General features: G+C 68.7%; 12 protein-coding genes and 1 tRNA gene. 5 read left to right on the top strand and 8 right to left on the bottom strand.

Annotated features, from left to right (window positions below; all coding sequences use genetic code 11):
* Positions 1 to 2 precede the first annotated feature (2 nt).
* Positions 3 to 362, top strand: a complete 360-nt coding sequence (locus tag AC1DYP_RS00140) for a DUF1801 domain-containing protein (RefSeq protein WP_477033297.1) — start codon at positions 3 to 5, stop codon at positions 360 to 362.
* Here AC1DYP_RS00140 and AC1DYP_RS00135 read toward each other — a convergent pair.
* Entirely contained in the window at positions 359 to 1,858 is a 1,500-nt protein-coding gene (locus AC1DYP_RS00135) for an amidase (RefSeq protein WP_477044600.1), read from the bottom strand. The two genes, AC1DYP_RS00140 and AC1DYP_RS00135, sit on opposite strands and share 4 nt — an antisense overlap.
* A 100-nt stretch (positions 1,859 to 1,958) precedes the next feature.
* Between AC1DYP_RS00135 and AC1DYP_RS00130 the strand changes: the two genes are divergently transcribed.
* Positions 1,959 to 2,690 carry a TlyA family RNA methyltransferase gene (locus AC1DYP_RS00130; RefSeq protein WP_477044599.1) on the top strand — a complete coding sequence of 244 codons (732 nt, stop codon included), beginning with the start codon at positions 1,959 to 1,961 and terminating at the stop codon, positions 2,688 to 2,690.
* A 211-nt stretch (positions 2,691 to 2,901) separates the two neighbouring features.
* Here the strand turns inward: AC1DYP_RS00130 and AC1DYP_RS00125 are convergent, their stop codons facing one another.
* Entirely contained in the window at positions 2,902 to 3,543 is a 642-nt protein-coding gene (locus AC1DYP_RS00125; RefSeq protein ID WP_477044598.1) for a hypothetical protein, read from the bottom strand.
* 259 nt (positions 3,544 to 3,802) lie between these two features.
* On the opposite strand from AC1DYP_RS00125, the gene AC1DYP_RS00120 reads away from it, so the two are divergent.
* The 3 genes from AC1DYP_RS00120 to AC1DYP_RS00110 all read left to right on the top strand — a co-directional run bounded on the left by AC1DYP_RS00120 (position 3,803) and on the right by AC1DYP_RS00110 (position 6,341).
* Positions 3,803 to 5,029, top strand: a complete 1,227-nt coding sequence (locus tag AC1DYP_RS00120) for a class I SAM-dependent RNA methyltransferase (protein ID WP_477044597.1) — start codon at positions 3,803 to 3,805, stop codon at positions 5,027 to 5,029.
* A gap of 43 nt (positions 5,030 to 5,072) precedes the next feature.
* Positions 5,073 to 6,179, top strand: a complete 1,107-nt coding sequence (locus tag AC1DYP_RS00115) for a class I SAM-dependent methyltransferase (protein WP_477044596.1) — start codon at positions 5,073 to 5,075, stop codon at positions 6,177 to 6,179.
* 88 nt (positions 6,180 to 6,267) lie between these two features.
* A tRNA-Cys gene (locus AC1DYP_RS00110) sits at positions 6,268 to 6,341 on the top strand.
* Between the two features lie 39 nt (positions 6,342 to 6,380).
* Here the strand turns inward: AC1DYP_RS00110 and AC1DYP_RS00105 are convergent.
* The 6 genes from AC1DYP_RS00105 to AC1DYP_RS00080 form a co-directional block, all read right to left on the bottom strand.
* Positions 6,381 to 6,926, bottom strand: a complete 546-nt coding sequence (locus AC1DYP_RS00105) for a hypothetical protein (protein ID WP_477044595.1) — start codon at positions 6,924 to 6,926, stop codon at positions 6,381 to 6,383.
* A gap of 87 nt (positions 6,927 to 7,013) precedes the next feature.
* Entirely contained in the window at positions 7,014 to 8,225 is a 1,212-nt protein-coding gene (locus AC1DYP_RS00100; RefSeq protein WP_477044594.1) for a glycoside hydrolase family 27 protein, read from the bottom strand.
* Between the two features lie 29 nt (positions 8,226 to 8,254).
* On the bottom strand, positions 8,255 to 9,787 hold the full coding sequence (locus AC1DYP_RS00095) for a tryptophan halogenase family protein (RefSeq protein ID WP_477044593.1): 1,533 nt from the start codon (positions 9,785 to 9,787) through the stop codon (positions 8,255 to 8,257).
* An 80-nt stretch (positions 9,788 to 9,867) separates the two neighbouring features.
* Positions 9,868 to 13,146 (bottom strand): TonB-dependent receptor, encoded by a 3,279-nt coding sequence (locus tag AC1DYP_RS00090; protein ID WP_477044592.1) that lies wholly within the window; start codon positions 13,144 to 13,146, stop codon positions 9,868 to 9,870.
* 331 nt (positions 13,147 to 13,477) lie between these two features.
* Positions 13,478 to 14,455 carry a S1C family serine protease gene (locus tag AC1DYP_RS00085; protein ID WP_477033287.1) on the bottom strand — a complete coding sequence of 326 codons (978 nt, stop codon included), beginning with the start codon at positions 14,453 to 14,455 and terminating at the stop codon, positions 13,478 to 13,480.
* A 77-nt stretch (positions 14,456 to 14,532) separates the two neighbouring features.
* Positions 14,533 to 15,081 carry a helix-turn-helix domain-containing protein gene (locus AC1DYP_RS00080; RefSeq protein WP_477044591.1) on the bottom strand — a complete coding sequence of 183 codons (549 nt, stop codon included), beginning with the start codon at positions 15,079 to 15,081 and terminating at the stop codon, positions 14,533 to 14,535.
* Positions 15,082 to 15,438 lie beyond the last annotated feature (357 nt).

Below are 15,438 nucleotides of genomic sequence, written 5' to 3'. Positions count from 1 at the left end.
CGATGGTCCAGTCGAAAGCGGTGAGCGTCGACGCCTTCATGGCCGAGGTCGGCGACGATCGCCGGCCCGCTCTCGAGCGCCTTCGCCAGCTGTGCCGCGAGGAACTGGCCGGCTGGGGCGAGGGCATGACCTATGGCATGCCCGGCTACGGCCCGCCGGGGCCGCCGGTGATCTGCTTCAACAATCAGAAGCAGTACGTCGCCTTCTATGCCGGCGAGACGGCCGTGACCAAGTTCGCCGACCGCCTGGCGGGCGCCGCCGACTGCGGCAAGGGCTGCATCCGCTACCGCAAGCCGGGCGCCATCGACTTCGACCTGGTGCGCGACATCCTGCGGGACGTGCGCGCCAGGAACGAAGCCTAGACGCTCACCGGCGGTTTCCGCCAAGCCCAGGGCTGGGCCGCTTCCAGTTCGTAGGCGAGCTGGAGCAGCGTCTTCTCCGCTCCGACCCGCCCGGCGAACTGCACGCCCACCGGCAGGCCGTCGGCGGTCCAGTGCAGGGGCACGCTCATCGACGCCGCCCCGGCCACGTTGTGCAGGGTGGTGTAGCCCACATAGGCGTTCAGGCGCTCGGTCAGGTGGGGGATGTCGACCGTCCCCGACACCCAGCCCAGCGGGGCCGGCGGCAGGCCCAGGACGGGCGAGACGATCACGTCGTACCGGTCGAACCAGCGGTCATAGGCCTGGCCCGCCGCGTTCAGGTCGGCCACCGCCTTGCGCAGGCCGTCCGGCGGCATCTGGCCGACCAGTTCGGCCATGGCCAGGGTGAACGGCTCCAGCAGAGTGTCATCCGGCCGCTTGCCGATCGCCTTGCCGACCGCGTCGACCAGTTCGGCCGCCCCGCTGGCCCACAAGGCGAGAAAGTCCTGGGCGTAGGCGGCGCCGTCCACCGGCCACTTCGTCGTCTCGACTTTGTGGCCCAGCGACTCCATCAGCTTGGCGGCGTTCTCGGTGGCGGCGCGCACTTCGGGATGGGGCTGGGCGCCCAGCATGGTCTCGACCACCAGCCCGACCCGCAGCCGTCGCTTGTCGGGACCCGTCACCACGCCGATCGGCGGCAGGATCGCCTCGGGCCCCTGGCGCTCGGTCGCCGCCAGCAGGGTGGCGCTGTCGCGGACGCTGTGGCTGACGCAATGATAGACCGACAGGTCGACCCCGCGCTGCGCCGGACGGCCCAGCACCATCCGGCCGCGCGAGGGCTTCAGGCCGAACAGGCCGCAGTTGGAGGCCGGGATGCGGATCGAACCGCCGCCGTCGCTGGCGTGGGCGAAGGCCGTGACCCCGGCCGCCGTCGCCGCCGCCGCCCCGCCGGACGAGCCGCCGCTGGAATGGGCCGGGTTCCAGGGATTGCGGGTCGGCGGGAAACCGACCGGTTCGGTGGTCGGCAGGAAGCCGTATTCCGGCGTCGACGACTTGCCGATGACGATCAGCCCGGCCTTGTCGAAACAGTCGACATAGCCGTCCTGGGTCTTGGCCGGCGGATTGCGCAGCATGGCGCGCGAGCCGCTGTAGGTGGGCAGGCCGACATAGTCGTCCAGGTCCTTGACCAGGAACGGCACGCCCGCGAACGGGCCGGCCAGCGGGGCCGTGCCTGCGTCCAGGCGCTTGGCCTTGTCGATGGCGCGGTCGAAGTCGGGGGTGACCAGGAAGCCCAGCCTGGGCTGCAGAGCCTCGGCGTCGCGCACGGCCTTTTCCGTCACCTCCAGCGCGCTGACCTCCTTGCGGCGGATGCGGCCGGCGATCTCGACGGCGTCGGGCGTCCAGGGGGCGGAGGATGCGGCCGGCTTGGCGGCGGCCTCGGAAGCGGCGGCGGCGATCGCGGCGGCGCCGGCCACCAGGCCCTGACGTCTGGACATCATGAGTTTCCCCCTCTGGGTCCGACGTCTGGAGCGCGTCGGTGATCAGTGTTCACTGTGAACCCAAGGGCGCCGGCTCCGCAAGTCGTGCTACAGCCCCCGGATGAAACGCAAACGCGCCGACGTACTGCTGGTCGAGACCGGCCTGTTCGACAGCCGGGCCAAGGCCCGGGCCGCCATCGAGGCCGGAACCGTCAAGGCCGACGGCAAGGTGATCACCAAGCCCTCGCAGGAGCTCGAGCAGACCGCCGTGCTCGAAGGCGTCGCCGCCTTCCCGTGGGTGGGACGCGGGGCCCTGAAACTGGTCCACGCCCTGGAGCTGTGGCCCATCGTCGTCGAGGGCAAGATCGCCCTGGACGTCGGGGCCTCGACGGGCGGCTTCACCGAGGTGCTGCTGTCGAAGGGCGCGGCCAAGGTCTACGCCGTCGACGTCGGCCGTGAGCAGCTGCATCCCCGCATCGCCGCCGATCCGCGCGTGGTCGACCGCTCGGGCGTCGACGCCCGGGTGCTGGACGAAGGTCACCTGGACGAGGCGCCGGGCCTGGTCGTCAGCGACGTCAGCTTCATCTCGGTGGAGAAGTGCCTGCCCGTGGCCCTGGACCTGGCCGAGCCGGGCGCGGACCTGGTCAGCCTGATCAAGCCGCAGTTCGAGGCCGGCCGCGACCGGGTGGGGAAGGGCGGGCTGGTCAAGGATCCGGCGATCATCGACGACTGCATCGCCTCGGTCCGCGCCTTCGTCGAGGCGTCGGGCTGGACGGTGAAGGCCGTGGCGCCCAGCCCGATCACGGGCGGCGACGGCCAGGTCGAACATTTATTGTGGGCTATCAAAAACTAGCATCTCACCCGCTCTTCCCGGCGAAGGCCGGGACCCAGATCCCGTGGCGATGTGGCGGGTTGGATAAGCTCAGCGCCTTTGGCGTCAGCCTTAAAGCCATTCCATCTGGGTCCCGGCCTTCGCCGGGAAGAGCGGCGTTTTGGGGCAAGAAAAAGGGCCGCCGATCCAAAGATCAGCGGCCCCAAGAAGATCGAATGAGAAATCGGGTCGGTTAGTCGACGACCTGGTAGCGGCCCGAGGCGTCCGGGCAGACGCGGACGAAGCGCTTCTGGGTCCGGCCGTCGGGCAGATAGATCGGGCTTTCGGCCAGGGTGCAGCCGGCGGCGTCGGCCCCACCGGCGGTTCTGCTGTCGGTCACGCTGTAGGAGCGCTCGGACTCGTAGGTGTAGCCGTCGCGACGGTCGCCATAGCGGCTGTCTTCGTAGCGGCCGCGATCGTCGTAGCCGCGGTCGGCGGGCTCGTTATAGGCGCCCTGGTTGTAGGCGGGCGGGGGAGGCGGGGGCGGATTGGCGCCCGGCGAGCAGGCGGCCGAGTTGCGGCCGATGGCCGAACCGGCGATCGCGCCCAGCAGGCCGCCGAGCACGGCGCCTTCGGTGCGGGCGCCCTTGGCGGCCACGCCGCTGCCGATCGCCGCGCCGATGCCGGCCCCGGCCAGGCCGCCGCCCGTGCCGCGCTGCGTCGTGCTGCGGCGGCAGGGATCGTAGTAGTAGCCGTTGTTGTCATAGTTGCCGCCACCGCCATAGGCGCCGGCGTTGCCGTAGGCGCCATAGGCTTGGGCCGAGGCCATCGTCGGGGCCAGCGCGCCGGCGAGGGCGGCCGCGGCGGCGACGCCGAGAACGGTCTTGAACATCATGAAAGAAACTCCTCCGACCGGGCCCGGAGATTCACCGCGACCCGCCTTACCGACCCAACTTGCCAAGCTCTTCATGAACGGCTGTTGAGCGACCCGTTCATCTTCGTTCACGCGCATTCGCTTCGAATGCGCTATGAGCGTCCGAAATCTTGTCTGCGTCGATGATGGCGCGGGCATGGCGGGCCTCGCGCCCCTTGAAAATCATCACCAGAAATGGCCGGCGCCCGGTGAAGGTTCCGCCAGACGAATTGGACTATTTATGCGTGAACTGAGGATCCAGGCGGTCGGCGCCCAGGGCGACGGCATCGCCGAGGGCTCTTTCGTCCCCCTGACCCTGCCCGGCGAGCTGATCACCGCCGAGATGGCCGGCAATCGCGGCGAACTGGTCGAGGTGCTGGAGCCCAGCGCCGATCGCGTGATCCCGCCGTGCCGGCACTTCGGCGTCTGTGGCGGTTGCGCCTTCCAGCACTGGGACGCCCAGCCGTATCTGGATTGGAAGCGCGAGCAGATCCAGTTCCAGCTGGCCCGCGAAGGACTGGAGACGGAGGTCCTGCCGACCTTCGCCTCGCCGCCGGCCTCGCGCCGCCGCGTCGCCCTGCACGCCCGGGGCGGCAAGGGCGGGGCGCGGCTGGGCTTCAAGGAGCGCCGCTCCTGGAACTTGGTGAAGATCGAGGAATGCCCGGTCACCCATCCCAAGCTGGTCGCGGCCTTTCCGGCCCTGGCCCGCCTGGCCGCGCCGTTCCTGGAGCACCCCAAGTCGGCCCCGACCCTGCACGTCACCCTGACCGCCACGGGTCTGGACATCGACATCACCGGCGTCGAGGCCAAGAGCGGCGGTCTTTCGGCCGACGCCCGGGTTCGCGCCGCGATGATCGCCGGCGAGCATGACTTCGCCCGGGTCACCATGGCCGGCGAGATGATCTACATGGCCCGCCAGCCGATGGTGAAGCTGGGTCCTGCCGTCGTCTCGCTGCCGGCCGGCAGCTTCCTGCAGGCCGTGCCCCAGGCCGAGAAGGCCATGGTCGAGTTCGCTGTCGAGGCGGCCCAGGGCGCCTCGCGGATCGTCGACCTGTTCAGCGGCGTGGGCACCTTCACCTTCCGCCTGGCCGAGATCGGCGGGGTGCACGCCGCCGACAGCTCGGCCCTCGCCATCGCCGCGCTGAAGGGCGCGGTCGGTACGGCCAACGGCCTGAAGGCGATCACCGCCGAAGCCCGCGACCTGACCCGCCGGCCGATGCTGTCGACCGAGCTGAACAAGGTCGACGTGGCCGTGCTCGATCCGCCCCGGGCCGGGGCCTACGAGCAGCACGTCGAGATCGCCAAGTCCAAGGTGGCCCGCGTGGTCGGCGTATCGTGCAATCCGGCGACCTTCGCCCGCGACGCCAAGCTGCTGACCGACGCCGGCTTCCGCCTGGAGCGGGTCTTGCCGGTGGACCAGTTCCTGTGGTCGCCGCATATTGAGCTGGTCGGAGTGTTTTCGCGGTAGGACGACGCCTCTTCCGAAAGGCGGACCGTCCTTGGAGACGGCCATGGACGAGCGATCGGGCAAGTCGGGCGAGCCCCGGGAAGAGATTCCCAAGGGACTGGGCCCCAAGGGGCGCGGCGCCTTCGCGTTCGACGGGGCCAGCCAGCGGGCCAAGGCCGCCGTCAAGGCCGCCTGGTGGACCGCCGCCGGCGGCGTGACCCGCGCCCTGGCCCAGCCCACCCGCGGCGCGGCCAAGACCCGGTTCGAACCCCAGGGCCCGCCGGTCTCGGCCGCCCGGTTGCGCAAGGCCTATCTGACCGCCTTCGACAAGGACGCCGCCGACGTCGCGGCCGGCCTTTATCCGCCGACCGGGGACGGCCCGCGCAATCCCGCGGACGCCTTCCGCGAAGCGCTGGACGTCATCGCCGACGCCCGGGCCGTCGACCAGCGCCGCCGCCGGGGCGACGGCGTCGAGGTGCGGGACGAGCCCGAGAGCGAAGGCTATCCCAACTACTACCGGCAGAACTTCCACTATCAGTCGGGAGGCTGGTTCACCGACGCCAGCGCCCGCCGCTACGAGGCCCAGGTCGAGGCGCTGTTCTCCGGCGCGGCCGGGGCCATGCGCCGCCGGGCCCTGTCGCTGCTGGCCCGCCACTGGCGCGGCAAGGACCAGCGGGGCTTGAGGGTGCTCGACCTGGCCTGCGGCTCGGGCGCGTTCCTCGGCGACCTGGACGCGGCCTTTCCCCGCGCCGCCATCGGCGGGCTGGACCTGTCGCGGGCCTATCTGGCCGCCGCCCGCAGCCGCTCGGGCCGGGGCGGGGTGCAGGCCAATGCCGAACAGCTGCCGTTCGCCGACGCCAGCCTGGACGCCGTGACCTGCGTCTATCTGTTCCACGAGCTGCCGCCGCGCGTGCGTCCGGTGGTGGTCGCCGAGATCGCCCGGGTGCTCAAGCCCGGCGGCGTGCTGGCCTTCGCCGATTCCGTGCAGCCCGCCGACGAGCCCGACCTGTCGCGGCTGCTGGAGGCCTTTCCGGCTTATTTCCACGAACCGTATTATTCAACCTACGCCCAGGCCGACCTGCCGGCCCTGTTCGGCGCGGCGGGGCTAAGCGTGGCCGGACAGGACCAGGCCTTCCTGACCAAGGCGCTGCTGCTCGAAAAGACCCTGTGACCAACCGGCTCATGGCCATTGCCTAGCGCGGCGGGCTCCTGTATTCGAACCGACCTCTTCGCCGACGCTTCTTTGCGTTGACCCGGATGGCCCGGTGGCGGAGTGGTGACGCAGCGGATTGCAAATCCGTGCACCCCGGTTCGATTCCGGGCCGGGCCTCCATTTCTTCAGCCTATCGGTGCTTTCGAGACGCCGGCGGCGTCAGCCGCCCGGACCGATCCCATGCGCCAGGCCGTAGAGCGTCAGGGCCCAGAGGGTTTCCGAATCGAGTCCGCCGGTGACCGGGGCGGCGAGGAAGTCGACCAGCAGGATGCCCAGCGGAGCCACCCAGGCCTGGGCCGAGCCGGCGCGGGTGTCCAGGGCCTGGCCGCAGATCTCGAGATAGCGCCGTGCGCGCCGCGCGGCGGGATAGGCCAGCAACGACAGATCCAGCCAGACCCCGCGCTCGATCTCGAACCGCGCCTCGGACAAGGCCTTGAGGTCGAGCTGCGCCAGGGTGAGGGCGAGCTTGCGGCGGACGGGAGCGGCCAGGGGCAGTTTCAGCCCGCCCATGACGGCCACGAACGGCGCGGCGAACTCGGGGAGCAAGCGCAGGGCAGGGTGGCGGGCCCGGCCGGCGTCCGCCACGAGGACCCGCCCCGCCATCGCGCGGTCGGCCACGCTCTGAGGCAGGTCGGCCAGCAGGGCCACCTCACGCCGGGAGAAGACTTCGCCAGAGCGCTCGGGGCGCCGGACGATGCTGGGCATGGACTTAGGACCCTTCGGTGCGCCTGGAGGACAGAACTATAACGTCATGCCCGGCCCCCGACCTCATTCCCAGCCCCTAGAGGCCGTCTAGGGCGCGATCCTGACCATCACCACGCCGTGCGAGGGCACGGACGCGGCGAAGCGGCCCTTCATCTTGCCCAGGCCCTTCTTGGCCCAGAGGTCGCGGACTTCGGCCGACAGGCTGGCGGGGTAGCCGAGTTCGGTCCAGTTCACGGCGATCGACTGGCTCCCGGCGCTCCGATTGAACAGGATCACCGCGCGGCCGCCGTCGGCCAGCGGCTTGGACCAGACCTCCAGGTCGCCGTCGTCGCGGATGCGGCGGCCTTGCACGCCCATCGCGTCCTGGTTCACGGCGATGACCTCCTTGTTCAGGAGGATGGCGCGGGTGGCCTCATCCATGTTGGCGATGTCGTTGCCGGCGATCAGCGGGGCGGCCATCAGGGCCCACAGGCTGAAGTGCGACTGGTACTCGGTGGTCGTCAGGCCGCCGTTGCCGACCTCCAGCATGTCCGGATCGTTCCAGTGGCCAGGGCCGGCGAACGGGTAGAGCGGCTCGTTGAGGTCGACGATGCGCAGGACGCCCAGGGCGTAGTCGTGCTTGCCGTCCCATTTGTCGGTGATGTCGCCGGTGGTGCGCCACAGGTTGCCGACGTTTTGGGCCCATAGCCAGGGCTTGGCCGTGCCCCACTCGCACATCGAGAAGACGATGTCGCGGCCGGTCTCGCGCAGGGCGTCAGCCATCAGGGTGTAGGCCTCCTCGGCGTTGCGCGTGCCGGTCGAGCACCAGTCGTATTTGAGGTAGTCCACGCCCCAGTCGGCATAGGTCTTGGCGTCCTGGTACTCGTGCCCCTGGCTGCCCGGCCGGCCGCCGCAGGTCAGCCGGCCGGCGTCCGAATAGATGCCGAACTTCAGCCCCTTGGCGTGCACATAGTCGGACAGCGCCTTGATCCCGCCGGGAAACCGCTTGGCGTCGTAGGTGATGAAGCCGCCGGCGTCGCGGGCGCCGTGCCAGCAGTCGTCGATCACGATGTACTCGTAGCCGGCCGCCTTCATGCCGTTCGAGGCCATGGCGTCGGCCATGCGGCGGACGGTCTGTTCGTCGATGTTGCAGGCGAACTTGTTCCAGCTGTTCCAGCCCATCGGCGGCTTCTGGGCCAGGCCGTTGGCGACGCGCGGCGGCGGATCCTTGTCGGCGGCCATGGCGAGCGGAGCGCTGGCCAGGGCCAGGGCGCTGGTCATCAGGCAGACGGCGGCGAAGCGCTTGAGCGGCGTGGACATGGGTGTTTCCTCTTGGGGCGGCAGGCCTGTCAGGCCGTGACGGTCTTGTTCGCGTAGCGCTCCAGCACCTGAGCGTGGAGCGGCATCTGGTCGACGACCTGACGGCAGATCGCGCGGACGTGCTCGATGTTTCCGGCCAGGGTTCCGTCGTCCATCAGGTCGGCCAGCGGGTCATAGCCCTCCGGCTCCGGGCCCTGACCCATCATGATCGCCAGCCAGTTCGGCTCCTGGAAGATCGTCTGGCCGGGGAAGATGGTCAGGCCCCGGGTGCGGAACAGCTCGATCTTGTCCCGCAGCGACTCCGGGATCGGCATGTGGCGCATGCGGTCCCAGAACGGCTCTCCGACCCGTCCGTTGACATGGTAGTGATAGACGAGGAAGTCGCGGATCTGCTCCATCTCCTCGCCCATGATCCGGTTGTAGAGATCGGCGGCGGCCGGATCGTTCTTCGCTTGCGGGAAGCTGGCCGCCAGCTTGATCAGGCCATGCTGGATCAGGTGGATCGAGGTCGATTCCAGGGGCTCCAGAAACCCGCTCGACAGGCCGATGGCCGCGCAGTTCTTGAAGCGCGACTGCCTGCGCCGCCCGGTCTTGAACCTTAGGAAGCGCGGATCGGCCTCGGGTTTGTTGTCGGGGTGCTCGCGCGCCAGGTTGGCCAGCAGGGTCTCGGCGGCCTGGTCGTCGCCGATGTGCTCGCTGGAATAGACATAGCCGTTGCCGGTGCGATGCTGCAGCGGGATGCGCCACTGCCAGCCGGCGGCCAGGGCGGTGGCGCGGGTGTAGGGGATGGGATCCTCGTACCGGGTCGATGGGACGGCCACCGCGCGATCGGCCGGCAGCAGCGCCGACCAGTCCTCGTGCCCGACCCCCAGCGCGCCCTCGATCAGCAGCGCCCGGAAGCCCGAGCAGTCGATGAAGAAGTCGCCCTCCAGCGCCTGGCCGTCGTCGAGCAGCAGCGAGGCGATCGCGCCGTCCAGCGGATCGAGGTTCACCTCGCGGATGGTCCGCTCCAGGCGCTGGACCCCACGGCCCTCGGCGACCCGCCGCAGCAGCCTGGCGTAGAGCGAGGCGTCGAAGTGGTAGGCGTGGGCCATGGCCGCGCGGGGATCGCGCGGGTCGTCCACGCGCCAGTCGAAGCGGCCGGCCTTGGCGGCCAGGGCGCTGAGCGAGAACTCCGCCAGATCGGGCCGGTAGCCGAGCTTGCGCGCCCGCAGCCAATAGGCGTGGAAGGACACCCCGTTGATCGGCCCGCCAAAGGACCCGAACGGGTGGATGTAGCGGTGGTCGGGTTCGCGCCAGCCGACGAACTCGATGCCCAGCTTGAAGCTGCCCTGGGTGGCCGACAGCATGTCGGCCTCGTCGACGCCGATCACCTGGTTGAAGAAGGTGATCGGCGGGATCGTGGCCTCGCCGACGCCGATCGTGCCGATCTCGGCGGACTCCACCAGGGTGATCCGCATGTGGTGCGGCGGGAAGATCTTGGAGAAGAAGGCCGCGGCCATCCATCCGGCGGTGCCGCCGCCGGCGATCACCAGGTGCGAGATTTTCCCAGGGTTTCCCATGCCGCCTTCTTGTGTCGTTGGAAGTCGGCCCCGCCGGCGGCGAGCCGGCGGGGCCTTTGGTCCAGAAGATCAGCCTGGGGCTAGAAAGTCCCGCGGACGATGAACGACACGCGGCGATCGCTCACGGTCCAGCTGTGCTTGCGGACCAGGGACTCCGAGAAGTTCCCCTGCGTGCCGAGGAACCAGGAATCCCGCTGGTCCATCTCCAGCTCGTACTTGGTGTTGAGCAGGTTGACCGCCTGGATTCCCACCTTCACCTGCGGCGTGACCGAGTAGAGGATCGAGCCGTCCAGCTGGCCGTAGTCCTCGGCATAGACCGGCACCATCAGGTTCGAGGCCGAGGCGCTCATCAGGTAACGCGAGCGCCAGTTGTAGGCCAGGCGGGCGTCGATGCCGTATTTGCTGTACAGAAGCGTGGCGTTGTAGGTGTAGCGCGACAACTGTTCCAGCGGCAGGTCCAGCTTCGAGGCGTTGATCTGCGAAGCGTCGGTGGTGCTGCTGGTGGCGTTCGCGGTTCCCTTGCTGTCCAGGATGGTGGCGTTGAGCTCCGTGCCCAGGCCCCCTAAGGCGCCCGGCAGGAAGTCATAGAACTGCTGATACTGCAGCTCGACGCCGTAGATTTCGCCATGGCCCATGTTCTGGGGCACGGTCCCGACCGCCTGGACGGACTCGCCGTTGTCCTTGGTGATGGTCATCAAGGTCTGGGTCGACTGGATGTAGTCGTAGACGTCCTTCTTGAAGAGACCCGCCGACAGCATGCCGCCGCGGAAGTACCACTCGCCCGACAGGTCGTACGAGTTGGCGCGCATCGGCTTGAGGTTGGGATTGCCCGAGTAGAAGCCGAAGGCGACGTCGGTGTGGTACTGCACCGCCTGGCCGCCGGCCGCCGCCGTGTCCAGCTGGGCCTGGGTGTAGGGCGTTCCGGTCGTCGGGTTGATGATGTTGTCGGCCGCGGTGGCGTTGCGCGACTGCAGGGTGGCCGACATCGAGACCGACGGGTCCAGCTGGAAGAAGTCGGGTCGGACGATGTTCTTCGAGGCGGCGAAGCGGAAGAAGACGTTGGGCTTGGCCTTCAGGCGCAGGTTCAGGCTGGGCAGGACGTCGGTGTACTCGCTGCCGCCGACCGAGGCGAAGGGCTGGCCGTCGGCGAAGTCGATCTTGGCCTGGGCGGCGGGCGAGGCGAAGCGCTTCTGGGCGGGGTCGATATAGCCGACCGTCCCATAGCCTTGGCCGTCCACCTTGGACTTGACGACCCGCAGGCCGAAGTTGCCGTCCCAGCTCATCGCCTCGCCGCCCCAGGTCATGGGCAGGTTGTCGCCGCCGAAGCGGACCTTGGCGTAGATCGCGCCGGTCTTCTCCCACTGGCGGTTGGTGCCGCGACCGCCGGAATTGGCGTAGCTGGAGTTCACGCCGTCGAGCGGCTGCCAGTAGTTGATGCTGCCGGTCGGCGCGGCCCAGATGGGCATGTAGCTCATCATGGTGCCCTGCTTGAACGGGCTGTACGTCCCGCCGGCCGCGCCCCAGGACGGGATCGTGCCGTTCGGGCCGCCCGGCGGGTAATAGCCGTACTCGCCGTCGTTATAGGCCGGCCCGCCGCCGGGGACGGGGCCGTTCCACACCACCTGGTCCAGATAGGTCGCCAGCCCCGAGGTGCTGCGCGCCAGGTCGAACCCCGGCATGATCAGGCCCGGCACCGAGACGTCGCCCTTGAAGAAGTTGTCGAAGGCCACCGTCTCCTGGTGCTGGGTGTACTTGTCGGCCGTGGCGGTGACCCGCGTGGCCCACGGCGCCGAGATGAGCGCCCAGTTGTAGCCCGCGTCGCGCGAAGTCGCGTCGCGCGAGGTGGCGCGGGCGCCGATCTTGAAGTCCTTGATCAGCGAGTCGTCGTCGAAGGTGTAGGTGGCGTCGAACTTGCCCGCGTATTCCCGGGCGTCGTTGTCGTCGAGGTGGTCCATCGCGGCGTAGAGATTGAAGATCGACGGATTGCCCGTGGCGTTCGTCATGGTGATCTTCGGCAGCTTGCCGGTCAGGTCCAGGCCGAACCCGCCGGGCTGGGTGATGGTGTTGTAGACCGTCAGGTCCTTACCTTCGCGGTGCGAATAGACGTACTGCAGGTCGCCGTTCACGACCCACCGGTCGTTGGACCAGGTGAAGCCCGCCGAGACGTCGTTGGTGTTGTCCTCGACGGTCCCGTAGCGGGTGCCCAGGTTCAGCAGGAACGAGTTGGCCACGCCGTTGCCGCCGCCGCCGCCGTCGACCAGCTGGCCGCTCAGGAAGTTGCCGTCAGCGTCGTACTTGAACGTGGTGCCGGCCGCCGGTCCCACCACGAACGACTGGTTGTTGGTCGCCGAGCAGCAGGCCGAGGTCTGGGCGAAGCGGTCCTGGAAGGTCTGCTTGGCCTCGGTGCGAAAGAAGGTGGTGTAGAACTCGAGGTTCTCGTTGGGCCGGTACTGGAAGGCCGCGTAGTAGCCCTCGCGTTTCCGGTCCTGGAGGTTGTTGCGGTACTGGATGCCGACCGGCACGAAGACGCGGCTCAGGGGCTGGCCGGCGATCGAGTTGTCGCCGTTGAAGTTGAACGTGCTTCCGCCGTCATAGGACGATTGGACCCCGACCCCGTGGGCGTCGTACGGGTCGATGGCGATGGTGTTCACCGCCGTCTTCAGCTTCGAGCTGGAAAGGCTGAGCAGCACGCCGAACTCGCCGCCGTCCGGGGTGTCGAAGCGGTCGCTGTAGAGCAGGCTGCCCGACGGCGTGCCTTCCTTGCGCAGGTCGCCGCGCGTGTAGTCGGCCGAGAAGGCCAACTGGCGCTTGGTCTGGTCGAACGGCATGCGCGTGCGCAGGTTCACCGTGCCGCCCAAGCCGCCTTCGACGATGTCGGCCGACGGGTTCTTGTAGACGTCCACGCCGGCGAACAGCTCGGGCGTCACGTCTTCCCACGAGATGGCCCGGCCGCCGCGCGCGGAGAAGATGTCGCGTCCGTTGAGCTCGGAGCGGACCCAGGTCAGGCCGCGGATCTGGATGCCGGAGCCTTCGGCGTTGAGGCGGTCGACGTCGCGGGGCTGGGTGGTCCGACCGATGGTCACGCCGGGCACGCGCTGCAGCGCCTCGGTGACCGAGCGGTCTGGCAGGCCGCCGATGTCCACGGCGGTGATCGAATCGACGATCTGTTCGGAATTCTTCTTCAGTTCCTGCGCCGTCTGGATGGCCTTGCGTTGGCCCACGACGACGACTTCGGAAATCTGTTCGGCGGAGTCCTTGGTTTCGCCCCCGCTGGTCTGGGCCTGCGCCGCCGCCACGAACAGGCTGGACGCCCAGGCCACCGTTGCGGTCGAGACCAGCAACATCTTCTTCTTATTCACTTTTTCCCTCTCCCAATTTCAGCACGCCTTTGGCTGTGCTCGCCCGGTGTTTTTTTGACCCTGGGCGCGGTGGTCGACACTGGGTCGCCGCTGCGCTGCCGGGAACACACTTTAATTAACTTGTTTTATTAAACCGGCCCGAATTGTCATACAAGCCACAACATTCAACAATCGTGAGCGGCGGGTCGGGACGACCGCGCGGCGGCGGTCGCGGCCTGTCTCTCGAGCGATCGCAAACGCCCGCCGACAGGCGCTGTCGGGCGGCCGAAAGCGTTTAGCGCCCTCGCGAAGGCGGGGCGGATTTCAGGTCGTGAGGAGGCGGTCGAGCCGGCTAGTTGAGCCTGGGCTTCTTCAGCAGCGCGTTGCGGTCGACCGAGCGGATCTCGACCTCGAACACGTCGTGCTCGCGCTGGATGCGCAGCGGGACCGTGACGCCCGCCGGTCCCTGGTCCCAGAGGGCGGTGTAGAACTCCGTCAGGTCGGAGACCTCGTCGCCGGCCACGGCCAGGATCAGGTCGCCGGCGTGCAGTTCGGCGCGGGCGGCGGGGCTGCCCGGCGACACGCCGACCAAGATGACCTGGGATTCGGTCTCCTGGGCGAACACGCCCAGCCAGGGGCGGGGCGGATGGGCGGGGCGGCCGCGCGCCAGGTCGTCCAGGATCGGCGGCAGCAGCTCGGCGGGCACGAACATGTTCATGGGCTTGGCCAGGCCGTCGCGCGACTGGCCCGACAGGCTGAGCGAGCCGACGCCGACCAGTTCGCCTTCGGGGCCGATCAGGGCCGCGCCGCTCCAGTGCGGATGGGCCGGTTCGGTGATGATCGCCTCGTCCAGCAGATACTCCCAGTAGCCAGCGAACGGCATGCGGGTCAGCACCCGTCCGGCGGCCGCGTGCGCGCGTCCGCCGGCCCCGGCGATGACCACCGGACTACCCGACTCCAGGACCTTCGACGAGCCGATCCGCAGCGCCGGCAGACCCAGGGGCTCCAGCGCCTGGACCAGGCCCAGCCCGGTCTGGCCGTCGAAGCCCAGGACATGGGCCTGCACGCGCTTGCCGTCGTTGAGCGTCAGGACGACTTCGCTGGCCTCGGTGATCAGATAGGCCATGGTCAGCACCAGGCCGTTCTCGCTGATCACCACGCCGTTGCCCAACCGCTCGGTCCCGAGGATGCGCGCCGTGAAGGCGTCGGCCGGAACCCGGGATTCCAAGGCGACGACCGAAGACAGCGTGTGATCGAGGTCGAAAGCATAGGCGCTGGCGGCGGGGCGCAGCCGCGCTTCGACCTCGTGCCCTTGGAACGGTGAAGACAAGTCGATCTCCTCTAGGAGATTCAAATCTGGTGCGCGGTGCGCCTTGGACAAGAGGAAAGGAGCAAAGACGGGCGCATTCAGGCGGCCATGGCGGGGGCGTCGGTCGGGCGATCCAGGTGGCTGCGACGCCAGCGGCTGGGCGGCTGGCCCACCAGCCCGCCGAAGGATCGGCAGAAGTGGGCCTGATCGGAGAAGCCGCAGGCCAGGGCGATCTGGGCCAGGCTGTCGCGGGTGGTCAGCATCAACTGCTTGGCCCGGGCGATGCGCCGCTGGATGATGTAGCTCTTGGCCGACAGGCCGAAGCTTTCCTTGAAGGCGTGCGAGAAGTAGCTGGGGCTCAGGCGAACCGCCGCGGCCACGTCCCGGACCTGCAGGTTGCGGTCGCTGTTGCGGTCGATGAAGTCGGTCGCCGTGCGCACCTGCCAGGGCGCCAGCTTGCCCGTCTGCTGGTCGCGGGTGAGGCGCTGGACCTCTTCCTCCAGCAGCTGGCTGGCGCGTTGCACCAGTTCCCGCGCCGTATCGGGGTCGCGGTCGAAGGCGCGCGAGGCGGCGGTGACAAGGCCGGCCAGGATCAGGGTCTGGTCGCGGGGCAGGGTGGAAGTCCGGTTCGTGCCTGTGGAAGTCATGATCCGCTCGCCGCCTCTCGTCCGAAACCTTTCGCGGTCGATCGCGTCAGGTCCAGTTTCGATTTTGCTAGCATTGACGATACTAGGCCGCAATGGCGCGGGTAGAACGTAGTTGTGGTCAAGCTCCAGAGCTCACGGGGGCTGTGCTGTATTGTCATTTTTTGTGACTGCCGGGATTATTTTCTAATCGAAACCGTAGTTATTTGAACTCTTGAACACCGTGCCTTTCCTTGCCTCGACGAGAACCGGCTCTAGGGGATACGGCCCCGAGGCGACACGAGCGCGCCGGGCATGCTCGCGTTAGGCGTTGTCTTGCGATATATGTTCTTGAAATGTTCTGGTTTGCGGTTCATGATC

This window comes from Caulobacter sp. P1_D6 (assembly GCF_056406095.1).
This window is presented reverse-complemented; position numbering and strand designations above follow the sequence as displayed.